The organism is Saccharopolyspora dendranthemae, assembly GCF_007829955.1.
Taxonomy (GTDB): Bacteria; Actinomycetota; Actinomycetes; order Mycobacteriales; family Pseudonocardiaceae; genus Saccharopolyspora; species Saccharopolyspora dendranthemae.
Map to the genome: position 1 here is coordinate 696,190 of NZ_VIWX01000003.1, position 16,715 is coordinate 712,904.

Below are 16,715 nucleotides of genomic sequence, written 5' to 3' on the forward strand. Positions count from 1 at the left end.
TCAAGGGATTCCCGAGCCAGCTGGGTACCGTCGAGATTCCGCCGATCGACTACGCGGCGATCGCGCCGGTGCTGGTGATCCTCGGTGCCGCTTGCCTGGCGATCTTGGTCGAGGCGTTCCTGCCCCGGCACCAGCGCTGGTCGGTGCAGGTCGGCCTGAGCCTGGCGTCGGTCGTGATCGCAGGCATCGCGCTGGCCACCTTCGCGCGGTCGGCGGGCACCGGCGTGACGACGCTGTCGGACTCGCTGGCCGTCGACCCGCCGACGCTGTTCCTGTGGGGCACGTTGCTGGCGCTCGGCCTGGGCTCGCTGCTGCTGATCGCCGACCGCTCGGTGGAGCCGGGCGGGGCGTTCGTCGCGGAGTCGATGCCGGCCGAGGGGCCGGGGACGATGAGCCGCGCCGCCGCGTCGGCCGCCGGGATGCGCACCGAGGTGTTCCCGCTGGCCCTGTTCTCGCTCGGCGGGATGATGGTGTTCTGCGCGGCCAACGACCTGCTGACGATGTTCATCGCGCTGGAGGTGCTGAGCCTCCCGCTGTACCTGATGTGCGGTCTGGCCAAGCGTCGCAGGCTGCTGTCGCAGGAATCCGCGGTGAAGTACTTCCTGCTGGGAGCGTTCGCCTCCGCGTTCTTCCTCTACGGCCTGGCGCTGCTCTACGGCTACGCGGGTTCGGTGAAGCTGCAGGCGATCGCCGACGCCACCGCCGGCTCGGAGCGCTCCGACACGCTGCTGTTCGCCGGACTCGGCTTGCTGCTGGTGGGTCTGCTGTTCAAGGCCTCGGTGGGCCCGTTCCACACCTGGACGCCGGACGTCTACCAGGGCGCCCCGACCGCGGTGACCGGTTTCATGGCCGCCTGCACCAAGGTCGCGGCCTTCGGCGGGATCCTCCGCGTGCTGCAGGTCGCGTTCGAGGCCTCCAGCTGGGAGTGGCGCGGCGTGGTCTGGACGATCGCCGTCGTGTCGATGGTGATCGGCGTGGTGCTCGGCCTGACCCAGCGCGACATCAAGCGGATGATCGCCTACTCCTCGGTGGCGCACGCCGGTTTCATGCTGCTGGGCACGCTCGCGCTGTCCGATCGCGGTGTCGCCGCGACGCTCTTCTACCTGCTGGCCTACGGGTTCACCACGATCGCCGTGTTCGGTGTGATCAGTCTCGTGCGCCGCTCCGACGGTGAGGCAACTCACCTTTCGGACTGGGCGGGTCTGGCGAAGCGTTCACCGCTGGTCGCCTGGGTGTTCACCTTCCTGCTGCTCGCCCTCGCCGGTATCCCCATGACCAGCGGATTCGTCGGGAAGTTCGTGGTGTTCGAGGCCGCTCTGACCGATGGCATGGCACCGCTGGTGGTGGTGGCCCTGGTGGCGAGTGCGGTTGCGGCCTTCTTCTACCTTCGTGTCATCGTGCTGATGCACTTCCAAGAACCGGCTGCTGACGGCCCCACCGTGAGCGTGCCGGGTGCGTTCACGACGGCGGCGATCACGCTGGGCGTGGTCGTGACGCTGTTGCTGGGCGTGTTGCCGACCTTGGCTCTGGACTGGGCGAACGTCGGTGGCTTCGTGTCGTAGAGTGCTCGCCCGTAGGGCGATCGTGGGGGAGCGAAGGCGACGGTGACGTGAGCAGGCCAGCGGATGACCCGATCAGTGAACTGAGCGCAGCCGGGCCGGGTGGTTTCCAGATCACCGACGCCGGGCTGGCCGACTCGGTCAAGCAGGGCATGGCACGCGTCGAGCAGCTGCTGCACGACGAGGTGCAAAGCGACCTCGACTTCGCCACGCGTACTTCGCTGCACCTGGTGGACGCGGGCGGCAAGCGGTTCCGGCCGCTGTTCGTGCTCCTCGCCGCGCAGTTCGGCGACCCCACGACGGACGAGGTCGTCAAGTCCGGCGCTGTGGTGGAGATGATCCACCTCGCCACCCTGTACCACGACGACGTGATGGACGAGGCCACCATGCGGCGGGGCGCGACCAGCGCGAACGCCCGCTGGGACAACTCGGTGGCCATCCTCACCGGCGACTTCCTGTTCGCCAAGGCCTCCCAGCTGATCGCCGATCTCGGCGCCGAAGCGGTCCGCCGGATGGCGGCGACCTTCGAAGCTCTGGTCACCGGCCAGATGCGCGAGACCGAAGGGGTTGGCGAGGGCGAGGACGCCGTCGACTTCTACCTCAAGGTGATCTACGAGAAGACCGGGTCGCTGATCGCGACCGCGGGCCGGTTCGGCGCCTGGTTCTCCGGTGCGGACGAGGCGACCATCGAGTCGCTGGAACGCATCGGCAAGCTGATCGGCACCGGGTTCCAGATCTCCGACGACATCATCGACATCGCCTCGCAGTCCAAGGAGTCCGGCAAGACCCCGGGCACCGACCTGCGGGAGGGCGTCAAGACGCTGCCGATGCTCTACGCGCTGGCCGACGAGCAGTGCCCGGCACGGCTCCGGGATCTGCTGGGTCGCCCGCTGACGACCGACGCCGAGGTCGAGGAAGCCCTGGACCTGCTGCGCGATTCCCGCGGTCTGGAGCGAACCCGCAGCACGCTGCAGGAGTTCGCCGACGACGCCCGCAAGGAGCTCGCCTCGCTGCCCGACGTGCCGGCCAGTGAGGCGCTGTCCTCGCTCGTCGACTACGTGGTCGCCCGGACCTGGTGATGTGCCGCTGCCGCCCGGCGAGCACCGCGTGCCTGTCTTGAACTCGCCGGATCCGTCACATGCCGGTGAAAGCGGTACCGGGCGACGTCGCACGCGTGGTAGGAAACCCGGTGTGACCGGCGGTGCTTCTGAAGCCCCGGAGGAGGGACATCTCTCGTGATCACCTGGCTGTTCACCCAGGTGTGGCTGTGGAGCCTCGCCGCTTTCCTGGTGGGAGCGTTCGTCACCTGGGCGCTGTTCGTCCGGCCGTTGCGGCGCAGGCTCAAGCAGGAGCTGAACCGGCCGCACTACGACGAGCCCCTCTACGACCAGCCCGTCTACGACGAAACGGTCTACGACGAGCCGGTGTACGAACGGGCTCACGAGGTCTACGAGGACGAGCCGGTCACCGAGCACCGGGCCGCTCCGCTGGACCTGCTCGACCAGCACCCGGGGCAGCGGGAGCATTCCGAGGACCAGTTCGGCGAGTGGGACCGCAGGCCCCGCCCGTGGGTCGCGCCCGGGGCGACGACGCGGTCGGACCTGGTGGAGACGCAGCACGTGCCCGAACCGGAGCCCGAACCAGCACCGGTGCCGGAACCCGAGCCGGAACCCGCGGCCGGTGACAACACGTGGTTCCGCAACCCGGAGTTCGAGGAGACGAGGAACGAGCAGCGCCCGTCGCAGTTCCCACCGGGAGCCGACGAGGAACCCGACCAGCTCTCGGGTCAGCTCCGCTCGCTGTTCGAACCGGAGTCGGCGGCTGCCTCCGAGGAGCCCTACACACCTCCGGTCGGCGCGGACGCCACGCAGGTCATCCCGGCCGTCCCCGCGGAGCAGAAGGGCAAGTCATCCCAGCTCAGCGGTAGCCTCGGTGGCGACGGCGCGGCGTCCGAGCCGCTCCCGAAGCGCACCCCGCAGCCGCGCGGCGACGCCGCCCAGGCCGACCGTCCGCACATCCCGGACTCGTTGCGGCAACGCGTGGAGCACGCGGAGCCGCTCTCCCCGGAGCAGGCCGACGAGGACCCGGCCGGGATCAGGCTCGTCGACAACCCGGACGACTCGGCTCCGCTGCCCCGCCGCACGCCGGGCGCGGGACCGCACCCCGGCCGCGACGGCAAGTGGGAGAAGGCTTCTGAAGCGCCCGAGGCCGCAGCGGAGACCCGTCAGGTGCCCGCGGCCCAGCAGGCTCAGAGCGCCGGTTCGACCGGTCCGATGATCAAGGGCCACTCGGCCTCCCGGCAGTACCACACGCCGGACTCCCCGCACTACGACCAGATCACCGCCGACGTTTGGTTCCGCAACCCGTCGGACGCCGAGACCGCCGGCTTCGAGCCCTGGAACCGCACCCGCCGCTGACCCACCGACTGCGAGGACCGCGGGAATCGTCTGCGCGATTCCCGCGGTCTCCTCTTGTGCGTCAGTCGGGCTGCGGTTGGCGTTCCAGGAGGCGGGAGAGCACGACGGTCGACACCGTGCGCGAGACGAAGTCGACCTCGCGGAGCCGTTCCATCGCCTCTTCCAAGTGGTGGATGTCGGCGGCGCGCAGGTGCACGATGGCGTCCGCCTGCCCGGAGACGGTGTAGGCGGCGACGACTTCCGGCAGCGGCTCCAGGCCGGACCGGATCCGGCGAGCGGGCACGTTGCCGTGGCAGTGGACCTCCACGAACGCCTCGGTGCCCCAGCCGAGCGCCTCGGGGTCGACCACCGCCGTGAATCCCTGCAGAACGCCCTGGTCGAGCAATTTGTCGACTCGTCGCTTCACCGCCGGAGCCGACAGCCCCACGTCCGAACCGATCTCCGCGTAGCTCGCGCGAGCGTCGGTGACCAGGTGCGAAATGATTCGTTGGTCCAAGGCGTCCATACGCAACATTCTGCCGCAAACGACGAACGGAGCAGCGTTGATGGCGGGTATCCGTAGAGCTTAGATTTCGATTCATGACGGCAACAGCGGCGCGACCCGCCGACACGCTCGTGGCCAGGCAGGCCACCACCCGCCACTTCCTGATGTGCCCGCCCGAGTACTTCACCGTCGAGTACGCGATCAACCCGTGGATGAACCCGGACCAGCCGGTCGACACGGCGCTGGCGATGGCGCAGTGGCAGGAGCTCAAGGACACCTACGTCAGGCTCGGGCACGCGGTGGACACCATCGAGCCGCAGCCCGGATTGCCGGACATGGTCTTCGCCGCCAACTCCGGCACGGTGATCGAGGGCCGCGTGCTCGGCTCGAAGTTCCGCGCGCCCGAGCGCGCCGCGGAGGCCGAGCACTTCCGCCGCTGGTTCGTCACCCGCGGCCACCGCGACCTGGTGATGCCGACGCGGATCAACGAGGCGGAGGGCGACTTCGCCTGGACCGGCGAGGTGCTGCTGGCCGGGACGGGGTTCCGGACGGACCCCGCCGCGCACGCCGAGGCGCAGGAGGCGCTGGGGGTCCCGGTCGTCTCCCTCAACCTGGTCGACGCCCGCTACTACCACCTCGACACCGCCCTGTTCGTGCTGGACAAGGGGCCGAACGCGCAGATCGCCTACTACCCGGACGCCTTCTCCGCGGGCTCGCGCAGGGTGCTGGCGCGGATGTTCCCGGACGCGGTGATCGCCGACGAGGCCGACGCGTCCTGCCTCGGGCTCAACGGCGTCTCCGACGGTCACCACGTGGTGCTCCCCGCCGAGGCGACCGGCCTGGCGAAGCAGCTGGAGGACCGCGGCTACGAGGTGATCGGCCTGGACATCTCCGAGCTCCGCAAGTCCGGCGGTGGCCCCAAGTGCTGCACGATGGAGCTGCACGCCTGAAACGCACGAGAGCGGCTGCACAACCCGGTTGTGCAGCCGCTCTCGTGTCGGATCACTCCATGACGGCCTGGACGCCCAGCTCGATGCTGATCGTGGGGCCGACGACCGCGATGCCCTTGGCGAGCGTGGCCTGCCAGTTCACCGAGTAGTCCTCGCGCCGCAGGGTCGCCTTCGCGTCGCACGCGACCCGCAGGTCACCGTCGAAACCCGGGCCCTGGAACTGGCGCTGGCCCAGGTAGACCGACTCCAGCTCCACCGGGCTCGTGGTGCCGCGCAAGGTGAGCCGTCCGCTGACGTTCCAGCGGTCCGCGCGCACGTGGGTGAGCCGCTCGCTGCGGAAGAGGACCCTCGGGTGCGACTCGACGTCGAGGAAGTCCGCCGAGCGCAGGTGGTCGTCGCGCATCTGCACGCCGGTGTCGATGGAGGCGGCCTCCATCACGACCTCGATCTGCGAGTCCTCGAACCGAGGCGCCACGTCGATGACGCCGTCGAAGCGGCGGAACTCGCCGTGGATCTTGGAGAGTCCGATGTGCTGGGCCACGAACCGGATCTCGGTGTGGTACGGGTCGAACCGGTAGCGACCGGGCTGCGGCATCTGCAGCGAGTCGTCCGACTGCATCCCGATGCTGCCGAGCGGGGAGTGCTGGTTGACCTGCACCTGAACCCTGGTGCTGAACCGGCGGTAGCCGCCGGCGCTGAGGGACAGCCGGTGCGTGCCGGGCGCGACCGAGAGAACGAAGCCGCCGTAGGCGTCGGTCTTCGTCTCGCCGATGGTCTGGTTCAAGCGGTCGACGATCGTGACGCTCGCGCCGGGGAGGAGCGTGCCGCGCTCGTCGTGCACCTGGCCGCTCACCAGACCGCTGTCCAGAGGCGTGGGGTGCAAGGAGAACCCGCCGCGGGGGGAGGGCGACGGGGTGCCGGGGCTGGCCGACCATCGTCGGCGCAGCTTGGCGAGGACCATTGAGAATCCCTTCTGAGCATCCTCCGGTGGGGGGAACCGGAAGATGAAATTCGGTTTCAGCTGCTAGACCTTTCAGCCTAGATCGAAATCTGATTTCATCCGATCGGACGTCGTAGTTGCATTCCGCACATCCGGTCAGCGGAACCAGTCGCCATCGCCAAGCGTTTTCCAGTTGAATCACGGGCGGAGGCAGAGGTGCACAGTCAGTTCAACGGTCTGAAAACCGCGGTGCTGCTCGGCGGCATGAGCGCGCTGGTGCTGATGGTCGGTGCGATCTTCGGTCGGGCCGGTCTGGTCATCGCGCTCGTCGTGGCGCTGGGCATGAACGGGTACGCGTACTTCAACTCGGCGAAGATGGCGTTGCGCTCGATGCGCGCCCGTCCGGTGTCGGAGGCCGAGCAGCCGGCGATGTACCGGATCGTGCGCGAGCTCGCGACGTCGGCGCGGCAGCCCATGCCCGCCCTGTACATCAGCCCGACCCGCGCGCCGAACGCGTTCGCGACGGGCCGCAACCCGCGCAACGCAGCGGTGTGCTGCACGACCGGGATCTTGGAGCTGCTCGACGAGCGCGAGCTGCGCGCCGTGCTCGGCCACGAGCTCTCCCACGTGTACAACCGGGACATCCTGATCTCCAGCGTCGCCGGCGCGCTGGCCAGCGTGGTGACGTTCCTGGCGAACTTCGGGATGTTCTTCGGCATGTTCGGCGGCAGCGACGAGGACCGCCCCAACCCGTTCGCGATGCTGCTGGTGGCCCTGGTCGGCCCGATCGCGGCAGCCGTGGTGCAGATGGCGGTGAGCCGGTCCCGCGAGTACCAGGCCGACGCCTCGGGTGCTCAGCTCACCGGCGACCCGCTGTCGTTGGCCTCGGCGCTGCGCAAGCTGCAGAGGGGCACTCAGGCGGCTCCGCTGGCTCCCGAACCGCAGCTGGTGTCGCAGTCGCACCTGATGATCGCCAACCCGTTCCGGCCGGGTGAGCGGCTGACCAAGCTGTTCTCCACGCACCCGCCGATGGAGGAGCGCATCTCGCGGCTCGAGGGCATGGCGGGCAAGCAGCTGCCGCCGATCCACTGACCCTCGTTCAGGCGCCCGCCTTGCGGGCGACCTCCATCACGTACTCGCCGTACCCGGACTTGGCCTGCTTGGCGCCGAGCTCGTAGCAGGCCTCGGCGGAGATGAAGCCCATCTTCAGGGCGATCTCCTCGAGGCAGGCGATGCGGACCCCGGTGCGGTGCTCGAGCACCTGCACGAACTGTCCGGCCTCCAGCAGCGAGTCGTGCGTGCCGGTGTCCAGCCACGCGAACCCGCGTCCCAGCTCGGACAGGTGAGCTCGGCCTTCTCGCAGGTAGGCGAGGTTGACGTCGGTGATCTCCAGCTCGCCGCGGGGTGAGGGCGAGAGGCCCTTGGCGATGTCGACGACCGCGTTGTCGTAGAAGTACAGCCCGGTGATCGCCATGTTCGACCGGGGTTCGGTGGGCTTCTCCACGATCGACAGCAGTTTGCCGTCGGCGTCGACCTCACCGACCCCGTACCGCTGCGGGTCCCGGACGGGGTATCCGAACAGCGTGCACCCCTTCAGGTCGCGGGCGCTGTTGCGGAGGATGCCGGAGAAGCCCTGGCCGTAGAAGATGTTGTCGCCGAGCACCAGGGCGACGGGCTCGTCGGCGACGAAGTCCGCCCCGATGACGAAGGCTTCGGCGAGCCCGTTGGGCTGCGGCTGCTCGGCGTAGGAGATGTTCAGGCCGAACTGCGATCCGTCGCCCAGCACGCGCTGGAAGAGCGGCAGGTCGGACGGCGTGGAGATCAGCAGCACTTCGCGGATCCCGGCCAGCATCAGCACCGAGATCGGGTAGTAGATCATCGGCTTGTCGTAGACCGGGAGCAGCTGCTTCGACACGGCCTGGGTGAGCGGGTGCAACCGAGTCCCGCTGCCGCCTGCCAGCACGATCCCCTTCACAAAGCACCTTCCCGATCGACCGGCGCGGCACGCCCGCCCCGGGCACGAGGACGAGCGTATCCGGGTGACACCCGATCCGGGCATCCACGCAGCTCTCAGTCGGGTTCCCGCCAGGACGGCGAGACCGGTCCCAGTTTTAGTCCAAACCGAGGACCCTTCGTGCCCGAAATGTCCGCTCAGTTTGGACTAAAACTGGGACCGGCCCCAGGACGCCCGGCCGGCGCCGAAATGCCGGCGCGAGTCCGGCTCGACTACCGGTAGTTCTCGAACTGGAGGGCCACGTCGAAGTCAGAGGACTTCAGCAGCGAGATGACGGCCTGCAGGTCGTCCTTCTTCTTCCCGGACACGCGCAGCGCGTCGCCCTGGATCTGCGCCTGGACGCCCTTGGGGGCCTCGTCGCGCACCTTCTTGGAGATCTTCTTCGCGATCTCCTGCGAGATGCCCTGCACGATCTTGCCGCTGACCTTGTAGATCTGGCCGGAACTCGCCGGTTCGCCCATGTCCAGGGCCTTCAGCGAGATGTTCCGCTTGATCAGCTTCTCCTTGAAGACGTCGATCGCGGCCTTGCAGCGCTCCTCGGTCTCCGACTCCAGGACCACGGCGTCCTCTCCGGACCAGGCGATCTTGGTCCCGGTGCCGCGGAAGTCGAACCGGTTGGCGAGCTCCTTGGCCGCCTGGTTCAGCGCGTTGTCCACCTCCTGGTGATCCACCTTGCTGACCACGTCGAAGGACGGGTTTGCCACCTTCACTACCTCCCGGTTGAGCCGCTGTTCAGGTCTGCCAGAACACGCTACCGGGGGCCGAGCAGATCCCACTTGTTACCCGCGATGTCGCGGAACACGACCACCCGCCCGTAGGGCTCGCTGCGGGGTTCCCCCAGGAACTCGACCCCGGCCTCGACCATCCGCCGGTACTGCGCGTCGAAGTCGTCGACCTGCAGGAAGAAACCCACGCGCCCCCCGGTCTGGTTCCCGACGGCCGCCGCCTGCTCGTCCCCGTCGGCCTTCGCCAGCAGCAACCCCGTCCCGGCCCCACCAGGCCGCACCACGACCCACCGCTTCTCCCGCCCGTCGTTGGTCAACGAAGGCGAGTCCTCCACCAGCTCGAACCCCAGAACGCCCACGAAGAACGCGATCGCCCGGTCGTAGTCATCCACCACGAGAGAAACCAACGAGATGTTCATCCGGTCATGGTGCTTCGTCGGCCGCGACTTTCCTGCCGATCACTGGTGGCGAGGTCGGGTGTCGTGGCGACGGATTCGCGTCTCGGGCACGGCGTCGGGGTCCCGCACGTCCTGGGCAGATCGCGCGGACTGCGCGAAGTCGTACCCGCAATGCTTGCACTGCGTCTGGCCACGCTTGACCGTGCGACCGCACGCCGGGCAATCACGGGTCTTGGGCTTCGTGATCAGCCACAGGACGCCGAGGATGACATCGGAAGCGACCCACAGTCCGATGACGAGCCCGGCACCGATGGCCGTGCCCACGTTGGCCGCGGCATCCGTCGGATTGGTTCGTGTGGAGATGCCCTCGATGATCCAGATGAGGAAGATCGCGTTGATGGCGAGGATGACCCAAGTGAAGATGCGGAAACGCGGAAATCGCATAGCGCACTCCTTCCGAAAGGCGTTCCTGCTCACAAACTGCGGAAGAGCTGCAGCGGTCACTTGCGCGCTCTGACGGCCCCAGCGCTTGGGTGCGCTTCCGCAGCGACGGCTGCGGAGGCTGACGTTCCTAGCGTCGATCGCGCGTTCCGCAGCGGGCAGAGGCGAACTGCCCTGGTCCAACGGCGCTCATGCGCAGGAGTTGAAAGCCTCAGCTGCGACCAGACATCGTCCAGAAGCCGTTCCCCGGCCCCGCCCGCACAACGCGAAACGGCCCCCTGGCCTGATGGTCAGGGGGCCGTTTTGACTGGGTGCCGGGTAGAGGATTCGAACCTCTGAAGGCAATGCCGGCTGATTTACAGGCTCTCATCCGGGTGCATCCTGACCTGGCCTTTTGCTGCCCTGTTTGGCCGTTTGGGTGCGCATTTGCCGCGCACGGTCAGCATGCCCTCTCACGTCCTCTCTGAGGCTGAGGCGTCTCGCTGTTGAGCAGCGTGACGTGAGTGCCCCATTCGGGTCTCGGCTGATCACAGCGCGTCCTTCTGTTCAGCCGTGGGGGGAAGGCTGAGGGATTCGCGCACCACGGCGATGTCGTCTTCGCTGACCTGGCGCCGGGCGGTCGCGTAGGAAAGGTCTGCGGCGTTGGCCAGAGTTTGCCAGCTGTAGCCGGGCTGAGTGCCGCCGGTGAAGTGTCGTCCGTAGGTCAACAGCTTGCGGATGAGCTGCTCGGCTTGTTTGCGCTGGCCGGCCGCAGCGCTCAGCGCAGCAAGCAGCTCGTCGTCGTCGGTGGCGTCGACCACGACCTGCAGGTTCTCGGCGTAGTCCTCGCGGCGTTCCTGGGCCTCGACGACGGCGTCGTCGAAGAACTCTGCGGGCTTGACCTCGCCTTCCCGGGGGTGCGGGTGGGCGATGCGGGCGATGTCGTTGATCCGATTCGGCATACGTTCATTATGAACGAAATTATCCAAAATGAACAGAGGTATGCGAAAAGAGCGGCTTGCTTGCGTGCGGTGCGCCTCATGGATGCGGATTGCGGCTGCAGATCTAGCATCACTTTCTGCCGTTCCGCGTTAGGATGGGGACATGGAAAGCACCACGATCACCGTCCGGGACCTCGATCCTGACGACGTCGCGGTCCTGAAGGCCGAGGCCGCCGCGCGGGACACGTCGTTGAACCGGCTCGTCGGTGAGCTGGTGCACCGGCGAGCGCGCACCGCCCGCAACCGGGCGCTGCTGCGGGCGGTCGGCTCCGCCGGCCACGCCTCCCCCGAGGTTGACGCCGTGGCCGAGATCCGCGCGCTGCGTGGCGCTCATGACGAGCTCGACTCCCGTCGGGCCGCTGAGCACGAGCGGGAGGTCGATCGGTGAGCACCGTCGTCGTCGACGCCTCCGTGCTCATCGACGCTCTGCTGCCCGGGCCCCGCCAGCAACCCGCCCTGACCGCCCTGGCTGACGCCGAGGTCCTGGCCGGCCCGCAGCACCTGCCCATCGAGGTGCTTTCGGTGCTGCGCAAGATCTCGTTGCGCGAGGACTCCCCGGCGCTGCTCACCGCCCGGCGCACCCTCGCCGAGCTCGATCTCGACCTAGTGGCCCTGACCGAGATCGGCGAGCGGGTGTGGGAGTTGCGGCACGCCCTGAGCGCCTACGACGCGGCGTATTTCGCGGCTGCTGAACACCTCGGCGCCACGCTGCTGTCGGCCGACACCGCACTGCTGGAGCACCCCGATCGGCGCTGCGCCGTGCACAACCCGCGTGCGGGAACGCAGTCCTGAAATAGGGCAACGACGGAGCGCGCAATCATGACGTGGTCGACCGCAGGCCCGTTGTGCTTCGGCGTGTGCACGGCTGGGTAGCGCCGGATATAGCTGGACTGCAAAGCAAAGACCCCGTGACCGCTCAATCGCTGGTCACGGGGTCCTTTTCCTGCTTGTGCCGGGTAGAGGATTCGAACCTCTGAAGGCAATGCCGGCTGATTTACAGTCAGCTCCCTTTGGCCGCTCGGGCAACCCGGCGTGCGCACCAGCTGCGCTGGCTTGCGGGAAAAAGCATACAGTCCGCTCGGCGGGGATCTTCTGTGGGGTCGGGGTCAGGCTTCCTCTGGGCGGAACACCAGGTCGTTGGCCTGGGCCTTGCCCGCGTTCAGCGTTTCGAGGCCGTCTGCGGCGAGGGTGCCGGGGAAGTCCGGGCCTGCGGCCTTGATCAACACCATGAGGCGTTTCGCGAGGCCCCGGGCTTGGGTGAGGCGGATCTGCGGTGCGGCGAGTTGGTCGCGGGACTCGGCGAGCATCTTGCGGTAGCGGTCGTTGAGCGGTGCTTCGGCGTCCAGCAGTTCGAGGGCTCGCGTGAGATCCGCGAGCTCCGCCGTGTCCACCTGCACGAAGTACGGATCTTGCACGGGCCCGACCTTAGCCGGGACCGATTGACGGTGCTGCCGGCTGCTTCGCCGGGTTAGCGTGGTTCATGGCCATCGACCGGGTGGGGCGTGCGAGGCGCAGGCAAGCGCTGCGGGACTCCGAGCGCTCCCGCCCGCCCGAGCGCGCCACGGTCGGTGCGTCAGCGCTGGGCGTCGAGGGTCTGTTCAACCCGGGGGCGAGGCACCAGCTGGAGCAGCTCGCGCACCACGCCGTGGTCAAGGAGGACGACCGCGAGTCGGGGGGCCGCGGGTCGCTGGACCTGGACGGCCAGATCGTCCGGATCAAGCTCCGGGGTTCGTAGTCGATCGTGGCGCGTGCCCGTCTGATGCGCGCGGTCGCTCCGACTACGTATGTTCGGGGTGTGCCTTCGAGCGCTCCATCGACTCCAGGGTCGGGCACCGACGTCGACCCCGGTTACCACGACCACCTGCACTGGCAGCGGTACCAGGCGTTCTTCCCGGGCGCGCTGCGGCTGAGCGCCGCCAACGCTCCCGAGGAGCAGCGGTGGCGGTGGCGCGGGCTCGACGTGCACGTCGACCGCGTGGAGCGTCCTGATGCACCTGCCAAGGTCATCGCGCTGCACGGAGTCGGGACCTACGGGCGGATGCTCGCGCCCTACGGCAGGCTGCCCGCGCTGGCGGACCTCGAGTACATCGCCCCTGACCTGCCCGGATTCGGTCTCACCGGCACGGCGCTGCTCGGCGCGAAGTACTCGGACTGGGTGGCCTGCGCCCGAGACCTCGTCCGGAGGGAGCGGGCGCGCGACTCGCGGCCGATCGTGCTGCTCGGGGTGAGCACAGGGGGCCGCCTCGCCTACGACGTCGCAGCGACCACCCGGGTAGACGGCGTCATCGCGACCTGCCTCGCGGACCCGAGCCGCGACGAGGTCCGGCGGGTGCTGGCCGCGCGTCCCGAGATGGCTCGCTGGGCCGGGCTGCTGTCCCTGGTGCGGGAACCGCTGTCGGCCGTGCGCGTCCCCGTGCACTGGATGGTCAACATCGCGGCGGCCGCCAACCAGAGCCAGTTCGCCAACCTCGTCTGGGGCGACGAGCTCGCCGGTGGCGGCTGGATCTCGCTGCGCTTCGCCCGCAGCTGCCTGGCGACCGCTCCCGCGGTCCCGCCCGAGCGCTTCGCGAACACGCCGCTGCTGCTCGCCCACCCCGCCGAGGACCACTGGACGCCCCCGCTGCTGTCCGAGGAGTTCTTCAACCGGATCGAGGCGCCCAGGAGGTACGCAACGCTGCGCGGGGCCGGTCACCTGCCCGTCGAGGAGTCCGGTCTGGCCGACCTGGACCGTGCGGTGCGTGACTTCCTCGACGAGTTCGATCTCCAATGACTACTTCGTGTGGAGGAGTCGAACACGTACCGTGAGGTCGATGTGATGTTGCTGCGGTGATACTCACAAAGTTGCGAGTCAGCAGTCAGAAGCGCAAGCAATTCTGTTGCTCCGCTGGCCTGGCGAAAACACCGCAGGTCAGCGAGGCCGTTGAGAAAAGAGGGTCCGCGCCACCCGCCGGTTGAACTCATCTGATGCGTGCATCCGGAGTGGGTTCGGAGGTCCATTCGACCCTGGCCAACCGTGCTCTTGTGAGTCACGATCGGCGTACGGACATATGTGGTACGGCCGTATCGCCAGCGGGAGGAGCGTGGATGATCGAGCGTCACCGCTCCCTTGGTCCGCAGCCCGGTCTTGAAGCCACCAGGCCGCCGGTCAGAGCAGAAGTCGATCCGGTGCGCCGGCGGACGTTCGGCATCTTCTCCTTCGTGGTGCTCGCCGCGGGCGTGTGCGTCTCGGTGCTCACCTCGGGTGGCCTGCACGAGCGCTACACCCCTGAGCTGCTGTTCATCGGTCCGCTGCTGGCCGTCGGTTTCCTGCTCGCCGAGCAGCTGACCATCGACGTGGACGTCAAGCGCGTTGGCTGGACCATCTCCTTCACCGAGATCCCGCTGCTGCTCGGACTGCTCACAGCGCCGTTCGAGGTGGTGCTCGCCGCGAACCTGCTGGCCGGACTCGGCGCCCAGGTGGGCAGGCGCGCGGCCACCCACGTCGTCTACAACGCGGGCGTGCTGTGCCTGGAGATCGCGGTCCCCTTCGCGGTCGCCAACATGGTCAACCAGGCCCTCGCCGGCGTCGCCCCGGACTGGTTCGGTCCCGTCCTCGGCACCTTGACCTCGCCGCTGATCAGCTGCGGTTTCGCGCTGGCGGCGCTGACCGTGCTCGGCGGTGCGATGAAGGTCGCCGCGGGAGCGCGACTGGCCGCGCGGACCCTGGCGGTCGGTCTGCTCAACACCTCGGTCGGCTTGATCGCCTACGAGGTCGCCATCGGCACCCCGTGGGGTTGGTTGCTGGTCGGGCTCGTCGCGGTCGCCGTGATCGGTCTCTACCGCGCCTACTCCGACCTGCTGCGCGAGCAGCGCGACCTGGAAGCACTCAGCGACGTCAGCCTCAGCGTGGCCCGCTCCGGGCAGGGCGCTCCGACCGCGCCGGATCCCGTGGGCGAGCAGGCCGTTCCGGTCGGTGAGTGGGAGCCCGTCGCGGAGCGGATCCGCGAGCAGCTCAACGCGACCCGGGTCGTGCTGCGGCTGCGCCTGGACCCGCGAGGAGAGGTCACCACGCTCGTCGCAGGTGAAGGTCTCCCGGACGCCGCGATCGAGGCGGCACCGGACGCGCTGCGCGATGACCCGCTGCTGCAGCTCCCGGGCAGCCACGTCCGTTCCTTCCGGACTCTCGAAGCGCCGGAGGAAGTTCGCCGCGTGCTCCGGCAACGCGGTGCTTACGAGGCGCTGGTCGTCCCGCTGCGCGGGGCCAGCCAGCTGCTCGGCGCCGTTGAGGTGCACGACCGCGTCAGCCGCTGGCGCGGGTTCGGCCGCGCCGACGTGCGGCTGCTGCACACGCTCGCGAGCCACCTGGCCACCGCGATGGACAACCGCAGGTTGCTGGCCAGGTTGCGCCACGACGCCTACCACGATCCGCTGACCGGTCTGCTCAACCGCACCGGCTTCCGCGAGATCTCCGGTGATGAGCTCCGCAGCGGCCGCGCCGCGGTGGTGCTGCGGGTCGATCTCGACCTGCTCACCACGGTCAGCGAGGCCCTCGGCTACACCTGGGGCGACCGCATGGTGGTCGCCGCCGGGCAGCGGATGCGGGAAGCCCTCGGCGACGCGCCGCTCGCCCGGTTGGAGGCCAACTCCTTCGCGGTGCTGCTGCTCGATCACACCGAGGAGCAGGCGCACCAGGTGGCGTTGCGGCTGTGCGAAGTGATCGCCATGTCCTACCCGCTGGACCGGATCGTCGTCGAAGCGGCCGGAGTCGCCGGTTACGCCTCCTCGGCGCCCGCCGACGGTGAGGCCGAGACCGACGTCGACACGCTGCTGCAGCACGCCGACGTGGCGGTGCGGGCCGCGCGCAACGGCGAGGACGGGGTGCGCTGCTACGCCCCGGCCATGGGCCAGGTGTTCCTGCGCCGCTTCCAGCTGGTCACCCAGTTCCGGCAGGCGCTGGACACCGGGCAGGTCGAGGTGCACTACCAGCCCAAGGTGTCGCTCCCGGAGCGCCACGTCGTGGGCGCGGAGGCGCTGGTGCGCTGGTCGCACCCGGAGTACGGGCGGTTGGACCCCGACGAGTTCGTGCCGCTGGTGGAGGCCACCGGCCTGGTCGACGCGCTCACGGCGTTCGTGATGGAGTGCGCGCTGATCAAGATCCGGCAGTGGCTGGACCGCGGGCTGCGGATGTCGGTGGCGGTGAACCTGTCGGTCCGCAACCTCGCGGACGAGACCTTCCCGGACCGGGTCGCCGAAGCGCTCGATCGCCACGACATCCCGCCCGAGCTGCTGACCCTGGAGCTGACCGAGTCCAGCGTGATGGCCGACAAGGAGCGGTCGCTGCCGGTCCTGCGCCGGCTGCACGCGATGGGCGTGGTGCTCGCGGTGGACGACTTCGGCACCGGCTACTCGTCGCTGGCCTACCTGCGGCAGCTGCCCGTGGACGAGGTCAAGATCGACAAGAGCTTCGTGCTGGGCATGGGGACCGATCTCAGCGACCTCGCGGTGGTCCGCACGATCGTCGAGCTCGGCCACTCCCTGGACCTCGCCGTGGTCGCCGAGGGCGTCGAGGACGACGCCGCGCGCGATCAGCTGGTGGGGATGGGCTGCGACGTGGCCCAGGGCTACCTGATCTCCCGCCCGCTGTCCGAGGACCGCTTCGAGGCCTGGCTGCAGGCCCGCACGAAGCGCGATCGGGGCAGTCGCGAGGAGACCGTGCTCACACTCCTGCACTGATGTCCGAATTCGCCCGATCCGGTGTACGGTGGTGCGAAAAGGCGGCCGTGACCTGCGTTTTCGCGAAACCGCACCCCCCGTTCCGAGGGGGTTCT

Annotated in this window: 18 protein-coding genes and 1 tRNA gene; 10 read left to right on the forward strand and 9 right to left on the reverse strand. The window is 68.8% G+C overall.

Annotated elements, in window-relative coordinates; all coding sequences use genetic code 11:
• Positions 1-20 precede the first annotated feature (20 nt).
• From nuoN to FHU35_RS18575, 3 genes are all read left to right on the forward strand, one after another.
• Positions 21-1,562 (forward strand): NADH-quinone oxidoreductase subunit NuoN, encoded by a 1,542-nt coding sequence (gene nuoN, locus FHU35_RS18565; RefSeq protein ID WP_145741556.1) that lies wholly within the window; start codon positions 21-23, stop codon positions 1,560-1,562.
• Between the two features lie 47 nt (positions 1,563-1,609).
• Positions 1,610-2,638: a polyprenyl synthetase family protein gene (locus tag FHU35_RS18570; protein WP_145741322.1), complete on the forward strand. Its 1,029-nt coding sequence runs from the start codon at positions 1,610-1,612 to the stop codon at positions 2,636-2,638.
• A 156-nt stretch (positions 2,639-2,794) separates the two neighbouring features.
• Complete coding sequence (locus FHU35_RS18575; protein WP_145741324.1) at positions 2,795-3,976, forward strand: sunset domain-containing protein; 1,182 nt, start codon at positions 2,795-2,797, stop codon at positions 3,974-3,976.
• 61 nt (positions 3,977-4,037) lie between these two features.
• Here the strand turns inward: FHU35_RS18575 and FHU35_RS18580 are convergent, their stop codons facing one another.
• Positions 4,038-4,481, reverse strand: a complete 444-nt coding sequence (locus FHU35_RS18580) for an Lrp/AsnC family transcriptional regulator (protein ID WP_145741326.1) — start codon at positions 4,479-4,481, stop codon at positions 4,038-4,040.
• A gap of 74 nt (positions 4,482-4,555) precedes the next feature.
• Here FHU35_RS18580 and ddaH point away from each other — a divergent pair, with 74 nt between their 5' ends.
• A complete protein-coding gene (ddaH, locus tag FHU35_RS18585; protein ID WP_145741327.1) occupies positions 4,556-5,410 on the forward strand; it encodes a dimethylargininase in 855 nt (284 codons plus the stop codon).
• A 52-nt stretch (positions 5,411-5,462) separates the two neighbouring features.
• On the opposite strand, the gene FHU35_RS18590 is transcribed toward ddaH, so the two are convergent.
• Positions 5,463-6,371, reverse strand: a complete 909-nt coding sequence (locus tag FHU35_RS18590; RefSeq protein ID WP_145741329.1) for a YceI family protein — start codon at positions 6,369-6,371, stop codon at positions 5,463-5,465.
• Between the two features lie 195 nt (positions 6,372-6,566).
• On the opposite strand from FHU35_RS18590, the gene htpX reads away from it, so the two are divergent.
• Complete coding sequence (gene htpX, locus FHU35_RS18595; RefSeq protein ID WP_145741331.1) at positions 6,567-7,442, forward strand: zinc metalloprotease HtpX; 876 nt, start codon at positions 6,567-6,569, stop codon at positions 7,440-7,442.
• 7 nt (positions 7,443-7,449) lie between these two features.
• Here htpX and rfbA read toward each other — a convergent pair whose 3' ends face one another.
• The 5 genes from rfbA to FHU35_RS18620 form a co-directional block, all read right to left on the reverse strand.
• Positions 7,450-8,325 (reverse strand): glucose-1-phosphate thymidylyltransferase RfbA, encoded by an 876-nt coding sequence (gene rfbA, locus FHU35_RS18600; RefSeq protein ID WP_145741333.1) that lies wholly within the window; start codon positions 8,323-8,325, stop codon positions 7,450-7,452.
• Between the two features lie 251 nt (positions 8,326-8,576).
• Positions 8,577-9,068: a YajQ family cyclic di-GMP-binding protein gene (locus FHU35_RS18605; protein WP_145741335.1), complete on the reverse strand. Its 492-nt coding sequence runs from the start codon at positions 9,066-9,068 to the stop codon at positions 8,577-8,579.
• A 47-nt stretch (positions 9,069-9,115) separates the two neighbouring features.
• On the reverse strand, positions 9,116-9,508 hold the full coding sequence (locus FHU35_RS18610) for a VOC family protein (protein ID WP_145741337.1): 393 nt from the start codon (positions 9,506-9,508) through the stop codon (positions 9,116-9,118).
• Between the two features lie 39 nt (positions 9,509-9,547).
• Complete coding sequence (locus FHU35_RS18615; protein ID WP_145741339.1) at positions 9,548-9,991, reverse strand: hypothetical protein; 444 nt, start codon at positions 9,989-9,991, stop codon at positions 9,548-9,550.
• A gap of 464 nt (positions 9,992-10,455) precedes the next feature.
• Positions 10,456-10,869 (reverse strand): hypothetical protein, encoded by a 414-nt coding sequence (locus tag FHU35_RS18620; RefSeq protein ID WP_145741341.1) that lies wholly within the window; start codon positions 10,867-10,869, stop codon positions 10,456-10,458.
• A 142-nt stretch (positions 10,870-11,011) separates the two neighbouring features.
• Between FHU35_RS18620 and FHU35_RS18625 the strand changes: the two genes are divergently transcribed.
• Both FHU35_RS18625 and FHU35_RS18630 read left to right on the forward strand, forming a co-directional pair.
• Positions 11,012-11,296, forward strand: coding sequence for a hypothetical protein (locus FHU35_RS18625; RefSeq protein ID WP_145741343.1), 285 nt, complete (start codon positions 11,012-11,014; stop codon positions 11,294-11,296).
• Positions 11,293-11,700, forward strand: a complete 408-nt coding sequence (locus FHU35_RS18630) for a type II toxin-antitoxin system VapC family toxin (protein WP_145741349.1) — start codon at positions 11,293-11,295, stop codon at positions 11,698-11,700. The genes FHU35_RS18625 and FHU35_RS18630 overlap by 4 nt, the downstream gene beginning before the upstream one ends.
• Before the next feature lie 158 nt (positions 11,701-11,858).
• On the opposite strand, the gene FHU35_RS18635 is transcribed toward FHU35_RS18630, so the two are convergent.
• Positions 11,859-11,940 (reverse strand) — tRNA-Tyr (locus FHU35_RS18635).
• A gap of 74 nt (positions 11,941-12,014) precedes the next feature.
• Positions 12,015-12,323, reverse strand: a complete 309-nt coding sequence (locus FHU35_RS18640; RefSeq protein WP_145741354.1) for a hypothetical protein — start codon at positions 12,321-12,323, stop codon at positions 12,015-12,017.
• A gap of 65 nt (positions 12,324-12,388) precedes the next feature.
• Between FHU35_RS18640 and FHU35_RS18645 the strand changes: the two genes are divergently transcribed.
• The 3 genes from FHU35_RS18645 to FHU35_RS18655 all read left to right on the forward strand — a co-directional run bounded on the left by FHU35_RS18645 (position 12,389) and on the right by FHU35_RS18655 (position 16,620).
• Positions 12,389-12,643, forward strand: a complete 255-nt coding sequence (locus FHU35_RS18645; protein WP_145741357.1) for a hypothetical protein — start codon at positions 12,389-12,391, stop codon at positions 12,641-12,643.
• Positions 12,644-12,703: 60 nt separating this feature from the next.
• Entirely contained in the window at positions 12,704-13,678 is a 975-nt protein-coding gene (locus FHU35_RS18650; RefSeq protein ID WP_246110398.1) for an alpha/beta hydrolase, read from the forward strand.
• Positions 13,679-13,992: 314 nt separating this feature from the next.
• Positions 13,993-16,620 carry a putative bifunctional diguanylate cyclase/phosphodiesterase gene (locus FHU35_RS18655; protein ID WP_145741359.1) on the forward strand — a complete coding sequence of 876 codons (2,628 nt, stop codon included), beginning with the start codon at positions 13,993-13,995 and terminating at the stop codon, positions 16,618-16,620.
• Positions 16,621-16,715 lie beyond the last annotated feature (95 nt).

Bases quoted from the DNA above. Each gene is read 5' to 3' on its own strand.
- FHU35_RS18580 (WP_145741326.1), bottom strand. From the start codon at position 4,481: ATGGACGCCTTGGACCAACGAATCATTTCGCACCTGGTCACCGACGCT.
- ddaH (WP_145741327.1), top strand. From the start codon at position 4,556: ATGACGGCAACAGCGGCGCGACCCGCCGACACGCTCGTGGCCAGGCAG.
- FHU35_RS18590 (WP_145741329.1), bottom strand. From the start codon at position 6,371: ATGGTCCTCGCCAAGCTGCGCCGACGATGGTCGGCCAGCCCCGGCACC.
- FHU35_RS18610 (WP_145741337.1), bottom strand. From the start codon at position 9,508: ATGAACATCTCGTTGGTTTCTCTCGTGGTGGATGACTACGACCGGGCG.
- FHU35_RS18620 (WP_145741341.1), bottom strand. From the start codon at position 10,869: ATGCCGAATCGGATCAACGACATCGCCCGCATCGCCCACCCGCACCCC.
- FHU35_RS18625 (WP_145741343.1), top strand. From the start codon at position 11,012: ATGGAAAGCACCACGATCACCGTCCGGGACCTCGATCCTGACGACGTC.
- FHU35_RS18645 (WP_145741357.1), top strand. From the start codon at position 12,389: ATGGCCATCGACCGGGTGGGGCGTGCGAGGCGCAGGCAAGCGCTGCGG.
- FHU35_RS18655 (WP_145741359.1), top strand. From the start codon at position 13,993: ATGATCGAGCGTCACCGCTCCCTTGGTCCGCAGCCCGGTCTTGAAGCC.